General features: G+C 66.1%; 17 protein-coding genes. 13 read left to right on the top strand and 4 right to left on the bottom strand.

Annotated features, from left to right (window positions below):
* The first annotated feature begins 120 nt into the window (after positions 1–120).
* The 5 genes from JVH1_RS40390 (at position 121) to JVH1_RS40410 (ending at position 4,481) form a co-directional block, all read left to right on the top strand.
* A complete protein-coding gene (locus JVH1_RS40390) occupies positions 121–1,236 on the top strand; it encodes a phosphotransferase family protein (protein ID WP_009472402.1) in 1,116 nt (371 codons plus the stop codon).
* Positions 1,233–1,682, top strand: a complete 450-nt coding sequence (locus JVH1_RS40395; RefSeq protein WP_009472401.1) for a MaoC family dehydratase N-terminal domain-containing protein — start codon at positions 1,233–1,235, stop codon at positions 1,680–1,682. The genes JVH1_RS40390 and JVH1_RS40395 overlap by 4 nt, the downstream gene beginning before the upstream one ends.
* A complete protein-coding gene (locus JVH1_RS40400; RefSeq protein ID WP_009472400.1) occupies positions 1,679–2,101 on the top strand; it encodes a MaoC/PaaZ C-terminal domain-containing protein in 423 nt (140 codons plus the stop codon). The genes JVH1_RS40395 and JVH1_RS40400 overlap by 4 nt, the downstream gene beginning before the upstream one ends.
* Before the next feature lie 66 nt (positions 2,102–2,167).
* Positions 2,168–3,496, top strand: coding sequence for a TetR/AcrR family transcriptional regulator (locus JVH1_RS40405; protein ID WP_009472399.1), 1,329 nt, complete (start codon positions 2,168–2,170; stop codon positions 3,494–3,496).
* A gap of 214 nt (positions 3,497–3,710) precedes the next feature.
* Complete coding sequence (locus JVH1_RS40410) at positions 3,711–4,481, top strand: SDR family NAD(P)-dependent oxidoreductase (RefSeq protein ID WP_009472398.1); 771 nt, start codon at positions 3,711–3,713, stop codon at positions 4,479–4,481.
* A 120-nt stretch (positions 4,482–4,601) separates the two neighbouring features.
* Here JVH1_RS40410 and JVH1_RS40415 read toward each other — a convergent pair whose 3' ends face one another.
* Genes JVH1_RS40415 through JVH1_RS40425 form a run of 3 tightly spaced genes read right to left on the bottom strand, consistent with a single transcriptional unit; the run spans position 4,602 to position 8,846 of the window.
* Positions 4,602–5,465 carry a patatin-like phospholipase family protein gene (locus JVH1_RS40415; RefSeq protein WP_009472397.1) on the bottom strand — a complete coding sequence of 288 codons (864 nt, stop codon included), beginning with the start codon at positions 5,463–5,465 and terminating at the stop codon, positions 4,602–4,604.
* Between the two features lie 16 nt (positions 5,466–5,481).
* The gene (locus JVH1_RS40420; protein ID WP_009472396.1) at positions 5,482–6,666 is read right to left on the bottom strand and encodes a CaiB/BaiF CoA-transferase family protein; all 1,185 of its coding nucleotides are present in this window, start codon (positions 6,664–6,666) and stop codon (positions 5,482–5,484) included.
* Positions 6,667–6,692: 26 nt separating this feature from the next.
* The gene (locus JVH1_RS40425) at positions 6,693–8,846 is read right to left on the bottom strand and encodes an acyl-CoA dehydrogenase (protein ID WP_009472395.1); all 2,154 of its coding nucleotides are present in this window, start codon (positions 8,844–8,846) and stop codon (positions 6,693–6,695) included.
* Between the two features lie 304 nt (positions 8,847–9,150).
* On the opposite strand from JVH1_RS40425, the gene fdxA reads away from it, so the two are divergent.
* The 8 genes from fdxA to JVH1_RS40465 all read left to right on the top strand — a co-directional run bounded on the left by fdxA (position 9,151) and on the right by JVH1_RS40465 (position 16,872).
* Positions 9,151–9,474 (top strand): ferredoxin, encoded by a 324-nt coding sequence (gene fdxA, locus JVH1_RS40430; protein WP_005573081.1) that lies wholly within the window; start codon positions 9,151–9,153, stop codon positions 9,472–9,474.
* 36 nt (positions 9,475–9,510) lie between these two features.
* Complete coding sequence (locus JVH1_RS40435) at positions 9,511–11,043, top strand: class I adenylate-forming enzyme family protein (RefSeq protein ID WP_009472394.1); 1,533 nt, start codon at positions 9,511–9,513, stop codon at positions 11,041–11,043.
* 59 nt (positions 11,044–11,102) lie between these two features.
* A complete protein-coding gene (locus tag JVH1_RS40440; RefSeq protein ID WP_009472393.1) occupies positions 11,103–11,408 on the top strand; it encodes a hypothetical protein in 306 nt (101 codons plus the stop codon).
* A gap of 46 nt (positions 11,409–11,454) precedes the next feature.
* The gene (locus JVH1_RS40445; protein WP_009472392.1) at positions 11,455–12,552 is read left to right on the top strand and encodes a CaiB/BaiF CoA-transferase family protein; all 1,098 of its coding nucleotides are present in this window, start codon (positions 11,455–11,457) and stop codon (positions 12,550–12,552) included.
* A gap of 24 nt (positions 12,553–12,576) precedes the next feature.
* Positions 12,577–13,644, top strand: coding sequence for a CaiB/BaiF CoA-transferase family protein (locus JVH1_RS40450; RefSeq protein WP_009472391.1), 1,068 nt, complete (start codon positions 12,577–12,579; stop codon positions 13,642–13,644).
* A 43-nt stretch (positions 13,645–13,687) separates the two neighbouring features.
* A complete protein-coding gene (locus JVH1_RS40455; RefSeq protein WP_009472390.1) occupies positions 13,688–14,503 on the top strand; it encodes a crotonase/enoyl-CoA hydratase family protein in 816 nt (271 codons plus the stop codon).
* Positions 14,504–14,508: 5 nt separating this feature from the next.
* Positions 14,509–15,201, top strand: a complete 693-nt coding sequence (locus JVH1_RS40460; protein ID WP_043777198.1) for an SDR family NAD(P)-dependent oxidoreductase — start codon at positions 14,509–14,511, stop codon at positions 15,199–15,201.
* A 264-nt stretch (positions 15,202–15,465) separates the two neighbouring features.
* Entirely contained in the window at positions 15,466–16,872 is a 1,407-nt protein-coding gene (locus JVH1_RS40465) for an MFS transporter (RefSeq protein ID WP_009472388.1), read from the top strand.
* Between the two features lie 270 nt (positions 16,873–17,142).
* Here JVH1_RS40465 and JVH1_RS40470 read toward each other — a convergent pair whose 3' ends face one another.
* Positions 17,143–18,759 carry a bifunctional 3-(3-hydroxy-phenyl)propionate/3-hydroxycinnamic acid hydroxylase gene (locus tag JVH1_RS40470; RefSeq protein ID WP_009472387.1) on the bottom strand — a complete coding sequence of 539 codons (1,617 nt, stop codon included), beginning with the start codon at positions 18,757–18,759 and terminating at the stop codon, positions 17,143–17,145.
* Positions 18,760–18,772 lie beyond the last annotated feature (13 nt).

Below are 18,772 nucleotides of genomic sequence, written 5' to 3' on the forward strand. Positions count from 1 at the left end.
ATTCTGACAGTATTGGTCACATAATGAAATGGTCGTGAACGACGGACCGGCCGTCGTGCCGGATCTCCCCGTCACGACAACCGGCACGACGACTCGAAGTAGAAGCATGGAGGGACCCACGTGGCCTACACGGCAACAAGAGGCGAACTGGAGGGCGACGTGCGCGACGTCCTCGCGCGATGGCTGCCCCCGCGACTGGTTCCCGAGACGCACAGCGACTTCGAGATATCAGAGTTCTCCGCTCCCGACGCGGGATATTCCGGCAAGACGGTGTTCTTCACCGCGTCCTGGTCGGATATACACGGCGTCCGCCGGCGTGCCGACCTCGTGCTGCGCATGCAGGCGTCGAACCACCAGTTGTTCGTGGAGCCCGATGCCGTCCGGCAGGCGGAAGTGATGCACCGACTCGGTCGCCACCCCGGCGTCGGCACCCCGGACATCGTCCTGATCGAACCGGACCCGAGCGTTCTCGGCGCGCCCTTTTACCTCATGAGGAGGGTGCACGGCCGCACTCCCTCAGACGTCCCCAGCTGGCACAAGCGCGGCTGGACGGTGGAACTCACCGAATCCGAACGGGAAACGCTCTGCGACAACGCGATCAGAGCACTCGTCGCCGTGCACCGGATAGCCGACGAGAGCGATCTCGCATATCTCCGGAACGGTTCCGGCACTACGGGGGGTACGGCACTTCACCGCTATCTCGACCGCCTTCGCGAATGGTACGCATGGTGCCGCAGCGATCTGGTCGTGGGTTCGGACGTCCTCGCGGACGCGCTCGCCGAGCTTCTCGACCACGCGCCCGAAACGGACGCCGAGGTACCGGTCTGGGGTGACGCACGCGTCGGGAACATGTCCTTCGCCGACGATCTCTCCGTTGCCGCGCTGTTCGACTGGGAGACGGCCACCACCGGGCCACCCGACATCGACCTGGGCTGGTGGCTGATGTTCGAGCGGTACCTGTGCGAGGCTCTGGGCTTCACCCGGCTGCCGGGAGTACCCGACGACGACGAGACCGTTCGTCGCTACGTGGAATTCGGCGGGCGACCCACCGGGGACATCACCTACTACACGATGCTCGCCGCGTTCGTGCTGGCACTGATCACGAACCGACTGGCGCTGCTCCTCGCTCGCGACGGCCTGGACGAAGCGACGGCACGAACCTATCCGACTACCGCTGTCGAGCTCACTCGGCAGTATCTCGCCGACCACATCGCCAGAAGGAGCACGACATCATGACGATCCCGTCGACCGAACCCGCGCCGAAGGGCGCTGTCAGCGAGGAGTGGGAGGTGTTCGTCGAGCGTGGCAAAATTCGCGAGTTCGCCACCGCCATGCAATCGGACAATCCCGACTACGCCGGCGCAGACGCGATCGTCCCGCCGACCTTTCTCATCACAGCGGCGCAGTGGGCTCCGCCGGGAGTGCGGTTGACTCTGGGGTTCGAGCGCAAGCGCCTCCTGCACGGCGAGCAGGAGTACATCTTCCACGGTGCGCTCCCCACCGCCGGAGACCGACTGCTCGCCAGGGAAAGGGTGGTCGACCGATTCGAGAAACCCGGCAAGAAAGGCGGCCTGATGAGGTTCGCCGTGATCGCGACCGAATTCCACTCCCCCGAAGGCGAACTGATCGCCGAAGCGCGCGGAACCTTCATCGAAACCGCCGCCAAAGAAGGTGCCGAATGACGACGACAGCTCCGCTCGTGGTCGGCGCGCAGGCCGAACCGCGCCAGTTCGGTCCGCTGACCACCCAGATGTTCGTGCGGTACTCCGGCGCGTCAGGAGATCTCAACCCGATGCACTACGACGACGTGCTGGCTCGCGCCGCGGGAAACCCGTCCGTGTTCTCTCAGGGAATGCACCAGAGCGCTTTGCTGGCAACCTTCGCCACCGACTGGCTCGGTGCCCGAAATGTCCGGAGATTCGGTGTCCGATTCCGCGAGCAGGTGTGGCCCGGAGACATTTTGACGTGTACCGGAGAGATCACGGGCATCGATACGGCGCCCGATGGAACGAAAGTCGCCACCGTCGCCCTGACCTGCACCCGCCAGACGGGCGGAATCGCCATCAGCGGTACCGCGGAATTCGGTGTTACCGATGCGTAGTAATTCCGGCCACTCCCCTGCCCTCGTCCTCGCAATCTGCCTCGACTCCCCATAGACTGTCCACTGATGTCAGAAAATTCGATCACCCGCCGAGCAAGTTACGGCCCGTCGAGCCCCGAAGTGGGCAGTCGGGGCGCAAGCACGCGCAACAAGATCGTGGAAGTGTCACTGGATCTCTTCGCCGAGGTCGGCTTCTTCAACACCTCGGTGGAGGCGATCGCCAAAGCCGCGGACATTTCCCGTGCCACGCTCTACCAGTACTTCCCCGGCAAGGACGAGATCTTCCTCGAACTCCTCGAAGAGTGCGGCCGTGCGCTGTTCCGCGTCGCGCGCCGCATCGGCCCCCTGGGCCCCACCGAGGTGGGGTTCGACAACCTCAACTGGTGGCTGGGCGAGTGGAGCTGGGTCTTCGACAAGTATTCGACGATGTTCGTGCAGTGGACGCAGGTCGCCGCGTCCGACACCGCAGTGAGGCCGGAGATCACCCGGTTCATCGAGGGCTACAACAAGCGGATCTCCGAACGCTTGGCCACATCGGGAATCGAGGGCATCGATCCTGACGCGGGTGCCATGATGATGACCGCAATCGTCCACCGGATGAACCTCTTCATCCACACCGGACGGGCCTACGGTCGCGACACCCAGTCCGTCGTCGACGCCGTGTCCGTATTCATTCAGTTGGTACTGTTCCCCGAAACCCCGCCCGAGGTCCTGAACAGCCTCTCGTTGCGCACGTCGGGCACCGGGTCGATCGACATGCCCGAGCCCCCGAACACCCAGGGCCTGTCCACCCAGGACCGCGTGGCAGGCCTCAGCAAGCGAGCGGTGAAGACCGTCGAGACCCTGGTCGAAGCAGGTGCGATCCAGTTTCGCGAAAAGGGGTACCACCGCACGAGTGTCGACGACATCGTCGAGCAGGCTGGATTCGCGCGCGGAACGTTCTACAAGTACTTCAGCGAGAAACAGGATCTGCTCGTGGCGCTGAGCGTGGAGGCCACCGGGTGCGCGATCGAACAGGCCGAGCGGGTTCGGAAGATCGATCCGATGGCAGAGGACGACACCGAGTTGCGAGAATGGCTGGTGGGGTTTTCGCAGTACATCACTCGATACGCGGGATCGATCGACGTCTGGTCCGAGCGCAACAGTGGGAACGACATAGTGGTGGACCTGGGCACCTACGGGCAGGCACGCATGGACGACGCCCTCCTGGCGGTGGTGACGAGCCGCAAGCGCGACTACCCGTTCGACCCGGTCATGGCGGCCTTGATCTTCCGCGCTCTCGTCGGCCGGGTGCCGCAAGCGTCGCAGGAGCTTCCCGAACCACTGTCGCAGGACGACTTCGTGTCGCTGCTCGTGGCGTGCATCAAGCGCGGGTTCTTCAGCCACGCCGCCTGATAATCATCTGACCGTCGATGGACAGTTCGAGCCCTACCGCATGGCGCGGTAGGGCTCGAACTATCTATGCACCAGTCGCTTTCGGACTCGCGCGCGGGATCGGACATCTACCCCTCCACGCTATTGAACTTTTCTGACAATTGTGTCATTTTTGAATGAGTGCACCAGTCAACGGCTCGCGGCTCGTTTCGTGGCCAGGAGAGGAACAACGAAGATGGACATCAGTAATGCGTCCGCGCTCGTCACGGGCGGAGCGGGAGGCCTCGGAGAGGCCACCGTACGTCAGCTCGCAGCTGCCGGAACCTCGGTGATCGTCGCCGACCTCAACGACGAGCGCGGTAAGGCACTGGAAGCCGGACTCGGCGAGAAGGTTCGGTACGTCAGCACCGACGTACTCGATGAAGACAGCGTCGTCGCAGCCCTCGCCGCAGCAAACGAGCTCGCTCCGCTCCGCATCGTCGTCAACGCTCACGGCGGCGGCGCCGGGGCCTCACGCGTGGTCGGACGGGACGGCGAGCCCGCCTCGTTCGAGCAGTTCCAGTGGTACGTCAACCTTTTCCTCAACGGCACGTTCAACGTGCTTCGCCTGGGCGCGGCAGCCATGGCCAAGAACGACGCCGACGAGAACGGCAGCCGTGGCGTCATCGTCAACACCGCGAGCATTGCGGCATTCGAGGGCCAGATCGGACAGACCGCCTACTCCGCCGCCAAGGGCGGCGTAGTAGGTCTGACCCTGCCGGCTGCTCGTGACCTCACCAAGTTCGGTATCCGCGTGATGGCCATCGCGCCGGGCACCTTCTTCACACCCGCGTTCAAGATGGAGCGCGAAGAGGCCGAGAAGTTCTGGGGTTCGAATGTTCCGTTCCCGAACCGCATGGGCAGCCCGTCCGAGTACGCCGGCCTCGTGCAACACATCGCGGAAAACGACTACCTCAACGGCGAGGTCATCCGGATCGACGGTGCGCTGCGTTTCCAGCCGAAGTAGACGCCAAGGCCTCTCAGCCGGCCCGTCGAACGCCGCGACCCGCCATGGGCACGACACCGTAGCGAGTGTCGAGCCCATGGCGGGTCTCTTCGTGGTCGTCTGCGTTTCGGAGCGTTCCCGTCAGGGAACGACGCCGAGAAACTCGCCCAGCTGCGCGGCTGCTCGCCGGCCCTGATCGCGCCCGGCGAGTGCAGCCGGAGCTCGAGTCGAGGGCGCCAACGGGTTCGTCCCGAATGCCCCGACCGCGGCAGCGTCGGCAAAAACGGGAAGCACGTCGGAACCGGTCATCGACGTGATCTCGGTGAGCAGACTCCCTCCGAGCAGATAGGGACCGGGCTCGGGTGCGGGAACAAGGACTACGACTCGTCCGCACACTCCCGCCAAGAACGCGTTGGCGGTACTTTCCACACCACCGTCCATGAACTTGCGTCCGTCGATCGTCACCGTCGGCCAGATTCCCGGTACCGCACAGCTCGCGGCCACGGCGTCGACGAGCGAGACACCGTGACCTTGCTGGAAGACGACGAGCTCACCGGTCGACGCGTCGATTGCGGTGATACTCAGCGCCCGCTCCGGCCATTCGTGCGAGGGAAGCCGAGACTCGATGACTGCCCTGCGCGTCTCCTCACTCACTGTGGTGGCCCGGAGCGCCGCCGCCCCGATGCGGCGTAACCGTTCCCGGGGCGGGGCGTCCTCGTCGCCGAGTCCCTCCGCGAAGACCGCCATCAGCTGCTCGAGGTCGACGCCGGGATCGATCTCGGTGGTCTCCGCCGCGAGTTGCGTGTGGAACAGATCGCTCAGGCCGACGCCACTGGAGATCTGGGCCGCGACGGTGGCACCGGCCGAGGTGCCGACGAGATGTGTGGAATCCAGCAACGCCCGAGCCACGTGCTCCGACTCGTCGTGCACTCCGAGGAGGAAGCCCAGTTCCCACGCGATACCTGCGACTCCTCCGCCCGCCAAGACCAGCGCCAGATCTTCCACGTGAAACTCCCTCTCGTCAGATGATCGCCTTCGACCTCAGGTGTGCGATGTCGGTGCCGGAACGTCCGAGGCCGGTGAGGATCGCGGCCGAGTGCTCCCCGACCGCCGGGACCGGATCCATCCGTGGTTCGACGCCCGTGAACGACGCCGGCGGCACGAGTGCCTGGATAGTCCCGCGCGGCGTCGCGACATCTCGCCATCGCTTGCGCTCGGACAGTACCGGGTGCGCCCAGAGCTCGCCGACCGTGTTCATCCGCGCGTTCGCGATCGACGCCTCCTCCAGTCGCCCGGCGAGTCGGTCTGCGGTGAAACCCTCGATGGCATCGGTGATGATCTGCTCCAACACCTCTCGGTTGGCCACTCGGTCGGGATTGGTGGCGAACCGAGGGTCGGTGACGAGGTGGGGCTGTGCCAGTATCTCGATGCACAGCCGCTCCCATTCACGTTGATTCTGGATCGCGAGGAGAACCCGCTCGCCGTCACCTGCCGTGAACGGCCCGTACGGTGCGATCGTCGCGTGCCGAGCACCGGTGCGCCGGGGGCTCTCACCGCCGTACTGCGCGTAGTACGCCGGTGACCCCATCCACTCGGCCAGCGCGTCGAACAGCGACACACTGGCCGAGCGCACTCGGCCCGACACCGCCCGGGCGTACAGGGAGGCAAGGATTCCCGAGTAGGCGAAACTTCCTGCTGCGATGTCGGCGACCGAGATTCCGGCCTTCGCGACCTCGTCCGGCGACCCGGTGATGGACAGCAGCCCAGCCTCCGCCTGGACCAGGAGGTCGTAGGCCTTGCGCGTACCCCACGGTCCGTCGGCACCGTAGCCGGAGATGTCGCAGACGATCAGCGTCGGGAAGCGCGCGGCGAGATCCTCCGCGCCCAGGCCCATGCGGCCGGTGGCTCCCGGCCCCAGGTTCTGCACGAAGACATCTGCCGTCGCGAGGAGCTCGAACAGGATTTCCCTGCCTTCGTCGGCCTTGAGGTCGAGTGACAGCGATTCCTTGGATCGGTTGAGCCAGACGAAGTAGCTCGACTGTCCGTGAACCGAAACGTCGTAGCCGCGGGCGAAATCCCCGTCTCCAGGTCGCTCGACCTTGATGACTCGGGCTCCCAGATCTGCCAGTTGACGCGTCGCGAACGGTGCCGCCACAGCCTGTTCCAGGCTGACCACGGTGATGCCCTCGAGGGGAAGGTCGTTCACGTGCAATTCCTTTCGTCTGTCATTGCTCAGCGGACCAGCGGATCGCGCGGAAGCCCCAGGATCCGTTCGGCGATGGTGTTGCGCATGATTTCCGACGTTCCACCCGCGATCGTCAGGCAACGGGTGAAGAGGTAAGGGTAGGAGACGTCCGGAACCTCGCCCATCACCGCCGCTGTACCCGCGAGCGACATGCCGAGGTTGGTGATGCGCTGGGAGTGTTCGGCTTTGACGAGTTTGGTGACGTTGGCCTCGGGACCGGGACCGGCCCCGACGATCGCCCGTGCGGCCTGGCGGAGGTTGAGCAGACGCAACGTGTGCTCCTCCGCGAGGATCTCCCCCACCTCGTGCTCCGCGCTTTCCCTGGCACCGGGAGACCCGTCGAGCAGCTTGACCAATTCCTTCCCGGTGAACGCGATGGAACCACTACCGCCACCGATGGAGACGCGTTCGTTGCCGAGCGTCGCACGGGCCACCTTCCAGCCCTCTCCCTCGCCCCCGACCACGTCGGTGTCCGGCACGAAGACGTCGTCGAAGAACACCTCGTTGAACAGTGCGTCCCCGGTGATCTCCCGCAGCGGACGGATCTCGACTCCTGGTGAGTCCAGCCGTATCGCCATCATCGTCACGCCGGCGTGCTTCGAGGCCTGCGGATCCGTCCGGACCGTGGCCAGACCCCACTCGCAACCGAGCGCAGCACTCGTCCACACCTTCTGTCCCGTGACACGCCACCCCCCGTCGACGCGTTTGCCCGCCGTGCGAACCGCGGCCGCGTCGGACCCCGCACCAGGCTCGCTGAACAACTGGCACCAGTTGGTCTGCCCACGGAGAACGGGATCGATCCACCGGTGTTTCTGCTCGTCCGTCCCGACCTGAGAGATCGTGAGGTTGACCCAGCCGGTGATTCCGAGATCGGGCAGATCGATTCCCGCGAACTCCTCCTCGATCACCAGCTGCTCCACCACTCCGGCTTCCCGGCCCCAGGGCTTCCGCCAGTGCGGAACGAGGTAGCCGCTGTCCACCAGATAGTCACGCTGCTCCGACTCGGGCAGCGCCTTGTAGTGCCGCACCGCGGCACCGGCCTGCTCACGGAACGCCTGTGCGTCCTCCGGCAGTTCGAACGACGCACCGTGCGCCTCTCCGGCGCGGAAGGCCTCGACGACGTCGACCAGCGGGTCTCGCCCGTCCGCCACTACGGCCGCCACGGTGTCCGCTCGACGCAGGTACAGGTGCGCGTCGTGTTCCCAGGTGAAGCCGATACCACCGTGCAGCTGGATGTTGAGGCGGGCCGCTTTCACCTGCGCCCGGGCAGCGTGCGACGCCGCGACCGCGGCGGCGAACCAGGCGCTCTCGACGTCTCCGGCCCGTGCCGCGTCCCAGGTGGAGGCCACGGTCATCTCGATGTCGATCAGCATGTTCGCGCAATGATGCTTCACGGCCTGGAAGGTGCTGACCGGGCGGCCGAACTGTTCGCGGGTCTTCACGTAGTCGGTGGCGGTCTCGAGGCAGGCCATCGCGCTTCCCACGGCCTCGGCGGCGGCGAGGATGCGGAAATACGTGACCGCAGCGCGCGCTGCACCCTTCAGGATGCGCTCGGCGGGGATCGCAGCGCCGTCGACCGTGACATTGCCGATCGTCCGCGTCGTGTCCAAGCCCACTCGTGTGGACACCGAGACACCGGTCTCGCCGGGTTCGACCACCACGACGTCATCTCCCGCGACCAGCACGAGCACAGCGGCCTGGGGCGCGCCAATCACCGCGCGACTCTCGCCGGTGAGGCCACCGTCCGAATCGAGAGTCAATCCCGGCGACAGGCCGACGGCGCCGATCGCCGAACCGTCGGCCAATCCCGGAAGCCACCGAGCCTGAACCGATTCGGGCGCGCTGTGTGCCAGGATCGCCGAGGCCGTCACCGTCGGAAGGAACGGCCCCGGGGCCAGTTCGTGTCCGAGGGCCTCCAGTACCACCGTCAGTTCGGGGAGACCGAAGCCCGACCCCCCGTGTCCTTCGGGCAGGTGCAGTCCGAACCAGCCGAGCCCTGCGGTCGCGGACCAGAACGCGGGAAGGTCCGCGCCGGTGCCGTCGAGAGTCTGACGTGCGGCCGCCCGCACGTTCCCCCGCGCGAGATGGGACGCGGCCACGTCGGCCAGTTCCTTGTGTTCTTCCGAGATCGCCAAGGCCATGGCGGAGTACCTTTCGATTGAGTGGAACGGCATCGCAGCCGCGTCGGAGCTGCAGGATCTCGATGTGACCTGAGCTGTCAGATAGAAGACTATCCAATGATCCCGCCGCGCAACAGGGCCGATCGCGAATAACCGATGTTCCCCGCCGACATTGTGCGGATAGCGCACATATCCCCAGGCCGCGCCCTGCCTCCGGCCGACTCGGGACCGACTTCACAATTTCATAGACAAGATGTCAGAAGATGGCATATGGTTCTCGACAAGTTGAGTTAGGTCATCGTCAGAGCTAGGAGTCCGACCCGCCGTGCCGTACGTAATTGCCGAACCCTGCGTCGATGTACTGGACAAAGCCTGCATCGAAGAATGCCCCGTCGACTGCATCTACGAGGGCGGACGGATGATGTACATCCATCCCGACGAGTGCGTCGACTGCGGAGCCTGTGAACCCGTCTGCCCCGTCGAGGCCATCTTCTTCGACGACGACCTGCCTGATCAATGGTCCGGATACGTCAGTTCCAACGCGGAGTTCTTCGACGAACTCGGCTCTCCCGGCAGTGCCGCGAAGACCGGGCGAACCGAGAACGATCCCCCATCGATCGCGGCCCTGCCGGCCAAGGACCCCCACTGACGGCTCCCTCGACACTCACCTGATCGGAAGACAACCATGAGCATTTCGCTGATCCTGGAGATGGCGATCTCCGGCAACCCGGACCGCACCGCGATCACCGTCGGTGACGGTTCGCTCACCTACCAGGAGTTCGGCCGGCTCGTCGCCGGCGCGGGAAGCGCCGTGATCGAGTCGGGCGCGCGCAACGTCGTGTTCCTCGGAGGCTCCGGACTCGAACTTCCTGCGCTGCTCTTCGCCTCCGCCTACGCCGGTGTGCCGTTCACTCCCGTCAACTACCGGCTCGGTGCAGCGCAGTTGCAGCAGTTGATCGCGAGAGTCGACGACGCACTCGTCGTCGTCGACCCGGTCTACCTCGCACCGGTCGCGGACGCCGACGCCACCCGCGTCGTCACCACCGACGACTTCTTTGCCCGCGCCGAGGAGCTGGCCCCAGATCCGGTACCGCCCGCCGACGTCGACCCGGACGAACCGGCGATCGTGTTGTTCACGAGCGGTACCACCTCCGCCCCCAAGGGCGTCGTGCTCCGGCACAGCCATCTGCTGAGCTACGTGATGGGGACCGTCGAGTTCGCCTCCGCCGAGGAGACGGACGGCGCGCTCATCAGCGTTCCGCCCTACCACGTCGCGGGCATGGGCACGATTCTCACCAACTTCTACGCGGGCCGGAAAATGATCTACCTCCCGCAGTTCGACGCCGCGGACTGGGTCGAACTCGCGCGGACCGCGAGGGCCACGTCGGCGATGGTCGTCCCGACGATGCTCGACCGCATCGTGGATCACCTCGGCGGCAGTGATGCCGACGTCCCCACGCTGCGGTCGCTGTCCTACGGAGGTGCGCGCATGCCGCGCCCCACATTGGAAGCCGCCCTCCGCGCGTTCCCGAACGTCGGTTTCGTCAATGCCTACGGACTCACCGAGACCAGCTCCACGATCGCCCTGCTCGGCCCGGAGGATCACCGCGCCGCACTGGAATCCGAAGATCCTGCGGTCCGCGCCCGGCTCGGATCGATCGGCCGGCCCGTGCCCGGCATCGAGGTCGAGATCAGAGATGCCTACGACAAGCCCGTCGCACAGGGTGACGAAGGCGAACTGTGGGTCCGCGGACCTCAGGTGTCCGGCGAATACATGGGTAACGGTTCGGTACTCGACGCCGACGGTTGGTTCCCCACCCGTGATCTGGCGTTCGAGGACGTCGAGGGTTTCCTCTTCGTGGTGGGTCGCAACGACGACACGATCATCCGCGGCGGCGAGAACATCGCGCCGGCGGAGATCGAGGACGTCCTGGTGGAGCACCCACGGGTGCGCTCGGTGGTGGTCGTCGGCATCCCGGACGACCACTGGGGTCAGGCCATCGTCGCGACGGTGGTTCCCGTGCCCGGCAAGGTCCCCGACGCGGAGGAGCTTCGACAGTTCGTGCGCGCCCGTCTGCGCGGTTCCCGGACTCCCGATCGGATCGTCTACCGCAGCGAACTGCCCACCACCCTGACCGGGAAAATCCTGCGCAAGGACATCGTCGCGGAGATCGTCGCGGGCGTCATCGACTGCGAACCTCAGAAGTCCGCCGTCTAGCCGTCCACCCTCGGCCCGGGGAGCACCGGGCCGAATACCACAGCAAGAGAGGGATTCCCATGTTGAAGACCGGAGCACGACTGCGCAGCCAGGTGTGTAGCACCGAGGTCATCGTCGTCCGGGGCGGGAGCGGTGACGTCGCCCTGACGTGCGGCGGGCAGCCGATGATCGATCCTGCCGGATCGCCGGCGGAAGGACTCACACCGGCCGGGGATCTCGCCGGGGGCACCACGATCGGCAAGCGTTACACGGATGCCGCCAATTCCGTCGAGGTCCTCGCCACCAAGAGCGGCGAGGGAAGCCTGGCTCTGGGTGACGAAGTGCTCGCGCTCAAGAGCGCCAAGCCCCTTCCGTCGAGTGACTGACCGGGTCGCCGACCGCACTTCACACCACCTCGACCCAGGAGCAGCCGTGCCCACCGAAGACGTCGGCAGCGGTCCCCTGGCGGGTATCCGCGTACTGGAACTCGCCGGAATGGGCCCCGGACCGCATGCTGCAATGCTTCTAGCAGACCTCGGAGCCGACGTGGTTCGAGTTCAGCGCGCCGGCGGTCTGCCGGCACCCGATCGCACGGCGAGCCAGCAACTACGCGGACGCACCATTGTCGAAGCGGACCTCAAACGTCCCGAGGACGTCGCCATGGTCCTCGGCCTTCTCGACCGAGCCGACGTTCTCGTCGAGGGATTCCGACCCGGAGTGACCGAACGTATGGGGCTCGGACCGGACGAGGCCCTCACCCGCAATCCACGCCTGATCTACGGTCGGGTCACGGGGTGGGGGCAGAGCGGACCACGCGCGTTGCAGGCCGGCCACGACCTCAACTACATCTCGGTGACCGGATTGCTCCACGCCGTCGGCCGAAAGGACGAACGCCCGGTTCCACCGCTGAATCTGTTCGGCGACTTCGGTGGTGGGTCGATGTTCCTCGTCGTCGGGGTACTCGCTGCTCTCGTGGAACGTCAACTGTCGGGCCGGGGACAGGTGGTCGACGCGGCGATGGTCAACGGCGCCCCCGCGCTCGCCCATCTGCTCTGGTCGATGCGCGGCACCGGTCAGTGGTCGGACGACCGGGGCACCAACGTCTTCGACGGATCCGCACCCTTCTACGACACCTACGAGTGTTCCGACGGTAAGTACGTCGCCGTCGGTGCGCTCGAGCCCCAGTTCTACGCAGAGCTGCTGCGTGTTCTCGACATCGATCCGGCGACGCTGGGGCATCAGCGTGATGTCGAGGGCTGGCCCCTCGTGCGCAAGCTGTTCACCGAGAAATTCGCGTCGCGCACTCGCGACGAGTGGGCAGCGCAGTTCGTCGACGTGGACGCCTGCGTCACACCGGTATTGGACTTCGACGAGGCCGCACGGGACCCACAGATGATGGACCGGAACGTCTTCACCGACCTCGACGGTGTCCTGCAGCCCGCACCGGCACCGGCGTTCTCGCGTACCCCGACGGCCACACCGACGGCCCCCTCGCGGGTAGCGGTTCCGGCGAACACTGTGTGGAGCTGATCGAGGGTGAGCAGGAGCGGACCCTTGATCGGGCTGCGGGTCGTCGAGCTGGCGAACATCGGACCGAGCGCCCACGCCGCGATGGTTCTCGCCGATCTCGGTGCCGACGTCGTCCGCGTCCAACGCCCCGGTCTTCTCCCCGAGGACCACACCAGCGCCGAGCACTTGCACCGCGGGAAGCGGGTCGTGGAGGTCGATCTCAAAGATTCTCGAGGAGCCGCCGACGTCCTCGCCCTCGCGTCCGGTGCAGACGTCCTCGTCGAGGGCTTCCGTCCCGGCGTCGTCGAACGCCTCGGATTGGGGCCGGCGATCGTGCTCGAACACGTGCCCTCCCTGGTGTACGCCCGCGTCACCGGATGGGGTCAGGACGGCCCCCGAGCCGACAAGGCCGGACACGACATCAACTTCATCGCACCGACGGGAATCCTCCACTCGATCGGCAGGGGCCAGGAGCGGCCCGTGCCACCACTCAACGTGGTGGCCGGGTTTGCTGGTGGGTCCATGTTCATGGTCACCGGGATCCTCTCGGCCCTCTGGGAGCGACAGCGATCCGGACTCGGTCAGGTGGTCGACGTCTCCGCTGCCGAGGGGGCGGCGGTCCTGACCCAGCACGCGTGGTCGATGCGGGGGCAGGGAAGCTGGTCGGACGAGCGCGGCGCGAACCTCGTCGACGGTAGCTGCCCGTTCTGGGACACCTACGAGTGCTCGGACGGCCACTATATGGCGGTCGGTGCGTTCGAACCACAGTTCTACGACAGGCTGATCGCCGTTCTGGGGCTCGACCCGAACACCCTTCCAGACCGCAACGACCGCAGTCGATGGCCCGAGCTCCGCGTCCAGTTGGCAGCGAGGTTCACCACCCGCAGCAGGGCCGAGTGGGCGGCCGCTTTCGCCGACGTGGACGCGTGCGTCACCCCCGTATCGAGCTTCGCCGAGGCCCCCACCGATCCTCATTTCTCCACCCGCGGGTCCTTCGTGGAGATCGACGGCGTCGTGCAACCCATGCCGGCGCCCCGTTTCTCGCGGACACCGCCCTCTACACCGACCTCCCCACCACGGGAGGCCGCGGACCTCGATCGGGTGTGGGTATGACCTGCGCCCACCGAACTCATCTCCCCACTGCGAAGGACAGAGTATGACCGTCACAGAATCGACCACCTCCACCACGCCCCCGGCGCTCGTCGAAGTGCGTGGCCACACGATGTTGATCACGTTGAACCGTCCGGAGGCGCGCAACGCGGTCAACGCCGACATGTGTATCCGGGTGGGCGACGCCCTCGAGGAAGCGGAAGCCGACCCGAACGTCCGCGTCGTGGTGCTCACCGGCGCGGGCGACAAGGCGTTCTGCGCGGGGGCCGACCTCAAGGCGCTCGCTCGCGGTGAAAGCGTCATTCCAGCGGGCCGCGAAGCCTGGGGGCTCGCGGGCTACGTCGGCCACGCCATCAGCAAGCCGACCATCGCTGCGGTCAATGGGCCCGCGCTCGGTGGTGGAACCGAATTGGTCCTCGCGAGTGATCTCGCCGTCGCAGCCGACACGGCGACGTTCGGACTACCCGAAGTCAAGCGGGGCCTGATCGCAGGTGCCGGTGGTGCCTTCCGTCTCCCCGCCAAGCTGCCCGCCACGGTCGCGATGGAACTCCTCCTCACCGGTGAACCGGTGACGGCCCGGCAGGCACTCGAATTTCATCTGGTCAATCGGGTCGTACCTGCCGAGCGTGTGCTGGCCACGGCGCTCGCACTCGCCGAACAGATCGGGTCGAACGCCCCGCTGGCCGTGCAGGCACACAAGCGAATTGCCCTCGCACAGCGAGCGAACGGTGACCGTCCCGACGAGCACGCCGGCTGGTCGATGACGTCCGACGAACTACCGCGGATCGCCACGTCGGAGGATGCCAAGGAAGGACCCCGCGCATTCGCCGAGAAGCGTGCGCCGGTATGGAAAGGACAGTGAAGGACATGGCACGCACAGCTCTGGTGACCGGAGGAACCGGTGGCCTCGGGTCGTCGGTCACCACTCACCTCCTGATGGCCGGATGGCGGGTGGTGGTCCCGTGGATCAACCGTGACGAACTCGGCCGCCTTCCCGAGCATCCCAATCTGCAGTTGGTGCGCACCGATCTCGCCGACGAGGACGACCTCGAGAACGTCGTCGCCATCGCCGGTGACGACGCGGATCGGCCCCTTTTCGGCGTCGTCAACCTCGTCGGGGGTTTCACTTCGGGGACACGGGTGCACGAAACGCCGGTGGCGACACTCGACGCACAGCTGAACCTCAATGTCCGGACCGCGTACACGGTGACCCAGTCCGCGCTCCCGCACTTGATTCGGGGGGGTGGAGGTTCCGTGATCTGCATGTCCGCCGCCGCGACACGTCGACCGTTTCCCGGTGCGGCGTCGTACATCGCGTCGAAGGCTGCCGTGGTGGCACTCGTCGAGACTCTTGCACTCGAGTACATCGACGACCACATCCGAGTCAACGCGCTGTTGCCGTTCGTCATAGACACTCCAGGAAACCGTTCCGCCATGCCCGACTCGGACCGTAAGGGGTGGTCGAAGCCGACGGAGATTGCGAAGGTCGTCGACTTCCTGTTGTCGGACAACGGTTCCGCGATCACCGGCGGTTCGATACCGGTCACCAGCGTCGACTAGCTTCTGTCTGTTTCGGTGACGTTAGAGCGGCGGGTTCAAGGCCGCTGGTCGCCCGCCTCGGAGCCCTTCTCCTTCGGACACTGCGATCCGCAGGGCCCTATCGATCGACTGTGGATTGGCGATGTCAACATCAACACGGCCTGCGCGGGTGTGGATAACGCAACAGATTGTGTGACGTATAAGTCATGGACATCGGTCAGTGACGCGCCTTACGGTCAACTAGTGAGCGTAGCTAATAAAACTGGCGTAGGTCCGATCCTACCCATGCTAGTCTTCCTCGGCGTGGTCTCCACCGCGGTCGGCAGCCTCGGCGCCCCACTGCTGGTGACCATCGCCGACGTCGACGACGTCTCGCTGGCTGCGTCACAGTGGACGTTGACCATCTCACTGCTGGTCGGCGCCGTCGCCTCACCGGTGTTGGGCCGACTGGCCGACGGACCTCACCGCCGGCCGGTCATCCTGTCCGCCACCGCTGTGGTGTGCATCGGATGTGTGCTGTCAGCCCTGCCCTTCGGCTTCGGGTGGCTGATGATCGGACGCGCCATGCAGGGCGTCGGCCTCGGACTGGTGCCGCTGGCGATCACCGCGGCACGCGACGCCCTCCCCGGACACAGAGTCGGGTCCGGAATCGCCCTGCTCGGCGTGACCACCGCCGCCGGACTGGGTGTCGGCTACCCGATCGCCGGATTCGTCACCGAATACCTCGGACTGGCGGCAGCATTCTGGTTCGGAGCAGCCGTCAGCGGCGTGGCGTTCCTGCTGGCCGTGTGGCTCCTCCCCTCGAGCGCTGCGCGTCCCCGCCACCGCGTCGACGTCACCGGCGCGGTCCTGCTCGGCACGTGGGTCACCGCCCTACTGTTGGTGTGCTCCCAGGGACCCGATTGGGGATGGACGTCTCCCCGCCTGCTCGGCATGCTCGCCGCGGCACTCGTCGTCCTCGCCGGCTGGACCCTGTGGGAGCTACGGACAACCCACCCCCTCGTAGACCTGCGTCTGCTGCGTCACCGCTCCGTCCTGGCCGCCGACATCACCGTCGTCCTCGTCGGCCTCGGCATCTACCCGTTGCTGTCACTGGTGGTGCGCTACGTCCAGGCCCCTACCGGCAGCGGATACGGATTCGGCACCTCCACCCTCGTCGCCGGGATGATGCTGGTACCGTATTCGATCGCCAGCTTCGCCGCGAGCAAAGTCATCCGCCGCCTCCTGCGGCGGATGTCGCTCGAAACCGTCGTCGCAGTCAATTGCCTCGTCCTCATCGCCGCCATGGTGCTGTTCCTCACCACACGCGCAAACCTGATCATGCTGCTCGTGACGATGACACTGGCCGGTTTCGGTGTCGGCTGCATCTTCGCCGTCCACCCCACGCAAATTGTGCGGGGTGTGCCCGCCGAGGAAACCGGCAGCGCCACAAGCTTCTACCAAGTCCTCCGCTACATCGGCTACTCCGCCGGCAGCGCCCTCAGCGCCACCCTGCTGATCGGGACCGTCCCCGCCGGTGAGGACACACCCACCGACACCGGCTACGACGCCGCCGCCTGGTTCGGGATCGCAGCCCTCGTTGTCGCACTCGCCGCTGCCACGATACTGAGCAGAGGCACAAGCCCGGCCGCAACCGATCCGCGCGCGACTCTCACCGACAGCGAGCGTGGAGCTGTCGCCGTCAAACCCTAACAGTCACAACGTCTCCCTCCACATGACTCCCCCGCGGCCGGTACCATCCTCTCCGCCATCTGCAGACTCGAAGTGCGCTGAGTCATGGGCGAGGGCCTCGCTTGACCCGAGGGGGCAATTCCGGCACGGATGGGCGCATCCGTCCGCGATCTGCATGAGTTTGGCAAGTGAGTCGGAGCTGCGACCGATAAGCAGAAAGAACCCAGGAATCTGCAACCTCGGCGCCCCCGCCGCCCCGGCTCCTCTTGTGGGGCGGGCCCGCGACGTCGTTCAGCCGGGAACGGCCATCCCGTCGCACAGGCGAGACATGACCCGGTCCAGTTCGTCGGCCCGGCACACCGCTGCCACGTACCGATCCGGCCGGAGGACGATCACCTCGTCCTGCCGACGTTCGAGATTCAGGTCGCGGAACGCACCGTCGACGTCGAACAGTTCGGTGCTCGAACTACTCCCGCTGCTCGTCACCCTGAACCCGTGGCGGCGCGCGGACGGCGGATCCGTCACGCGGAACAGTTTCGCCCCCAGCGCATTCACGCGGGCTCGAGTGGCCGGCGAGAGCGATTCTGCTGGATCGCCCGTCAGTCCGAGAACAGCAAATCCCCGTCCGACCGCATCGTCCAGCTTCACTCGGTTGCCATCGGCGAGTTGCACCGAAGGCTGCCCGAAGAGCCGGCCTACCGGAGATCCGGAGTCCTGTTCCGGTTCGGCCACCACCACCCCGTCGGTGTAACGCGGCGCCGGCTTGTATTTCATCTGCAGAATGTATTCGCGCGCGCCGGGAATCAGCTGAACCCCGCGGAACACGGCGTCGCGCACCACCTCGGTGGCGCGATTACGCGGCTGATAGTAGCTCCCGATCCGGGTGGCGAACGACACCATCGCCTCGGCATTCTTCCTGCGCTCTGCGTCGTAGGTGTCGAGCAACCGGTCACCGGCCCGTCCCTGGACGACCGCAGCCAACTTCCATGCCAGGTTCGTCGCGTCACGGATTCCGGAGTTCATGCCCTGCCCGAAGAACGGCGGTTGCAGGTGCGCAGCGTCGCCTGCCACGAAGACGCGGCCGGACCCGAACCGGTCCGCTGTCCGCGAATGATGCCAGTACACGCGACGCCGCAGGATGGTGGGCATCGGTATCCCGCGGTAGAACTTTCGCAGCAGCCGATCGACGGACCGATCGGTGACGACGTCCTCCTCGGTCTCGTCAGGTAGGAGTTTGAATTCGAATCGCCGATACCCGTACGGTAGCGGGATCGTCATCGCCGGCCGATCCGGATCGCAGTAGACCGCCGAATAGGGCGCATCGAGGGAATCTTCGGCGACGTCGACGACGAGCCACTTCGACGGCGCCGTCTCCCCGGTGAGCAGCAGACCCGCTGCATCACGGACGAAGCTGCGGCCACCGTCCGCGCCGACTACGTACTGCGCTCGCACCCGCACTTCACCCGCCTCGGACTTCGCTACCAGGTGCACCGCGTTCGAAGTCTGCAGCAACTCCGTGACCTCGGTGGCAGCATGGAGTTCCACGTTGGCGAAACGGTCGAGGCCTTTCCGGAGCCCGGCTTCCATCAGCGGCTGAAGGAACAGGTTGCGTCGAGGCCAGCCGTACGGTTGCCCGCTGGGACGCACGTGGGCCAACTGCTTGCCGCGCGAGTTGTAGTACCGGATCGGCGCATTCTGGATGGTGTCCCGCACGATGTCGTCGACGATCCCCGCGGTCTGGAACGAGCGCAACGATTCGTCGTCGACCGCCACCGCCCGCGGATGGTCGATGATCGCCGGCTCCTTGTCGAGCACGACCGTCGTCACGCCCTGTGTGCCCAGCAGATTGGCCAGTGTGGCACCGCATGGACCGGCACCCACCACCGCGACCTCGACATCGATTTCCATCAGAAGTGCCTCC

Origin of the sequence: Rhodococcus sp. JVH1 (assembly GCF_000280725.2) — a bacterium.
GTDB classification, from domain to species: Bacteria; Actinomycetota; Actinomycetes; order Mycobacteriales; family Mycobacteriaceae; genus Rhodococcus_F; species Rhodococcus_F jostii_A.

Bases quoted from the DNA above. Each gene is read 5' to 3' on its own strand.
- JVH1_RS40470 (WP_009472387.1), bottom strand. From the start codon at position 18,759: ATGGAAATCGATGTCGAGGTCGCGGTGGTGGGTGCCGGTCCATGCGGT.
- JVH1_RS40440 (WP_009472393.1), top strand. From the start codon at position 11,103: ATGTTGAAGACCGGAGCACGACTGCGCAGCCAGGTGTGTAGCACCGAG.
- JVH1_RS40400 (WP_009472400.1), top strand. From the start codon at position 1,679: ATGACGACGACAGCTCCGCTCGTGGTCGGCGCGCAGGCCGAACCGCGC.
- JVH1_RS40410 (WP_009472398.1), top strand. From the start codon at position 3,711: ATGGACATCAGTAATGCGTCCGCGCTCGTCACGGGCGGAGCGGGAGGC.
- JVH1_RS40395 (WP_009472401.1), top strand. From the start codon at position 1,233: ATGACGATCCCGTCGACCGAACCCGCGCCGAAGGGCGCTGTCAGCGAG.
- JVH1_RS40465 (WP_009472388.1), top strand. From the start codon at position 15,466: ATGCTAGTCTTCCTCGGCGTGGTCTCCACCGCGGTCGGCAGCCTCGGC.
- JVH1_RS40405 (WP_009472399.1), top strand. From the start codon at position 2,168: ATGTCAGAAAATTCGATCACCCGCCGAGCAAGTTACGGCCCGTCGAGC.
- JVH1_RS40460 (WP_043777198.1), top strand. From the start codon at position 14,509: ATGGCACGCACAGCTCTGGTGACCGGAGGAACCGGTGGCCTCGGGTCG.
- JVH1_RS40455 (WP_009472390.1), top strand. From the start codon at position 13,688: ATGACCGTCACAGAATCGACCACCTCCACCACGCCCCCGGCGCTCGTC.
- JVH1_RS40425 (WP_009472395.1), bottom strand. From the start codon at position 8,846: ATGGCCTTGGCGATCTCGGAAGAACACAAGGAACTGGCCGACGTGGCC.
- JVH1_RS40435 (WP_009472394.1), top strand. From the start codon at position 9,511: ATGAGCATTTCGCTGATCCTGGAGATGGCGATCTCCGGCAACCCGGAC.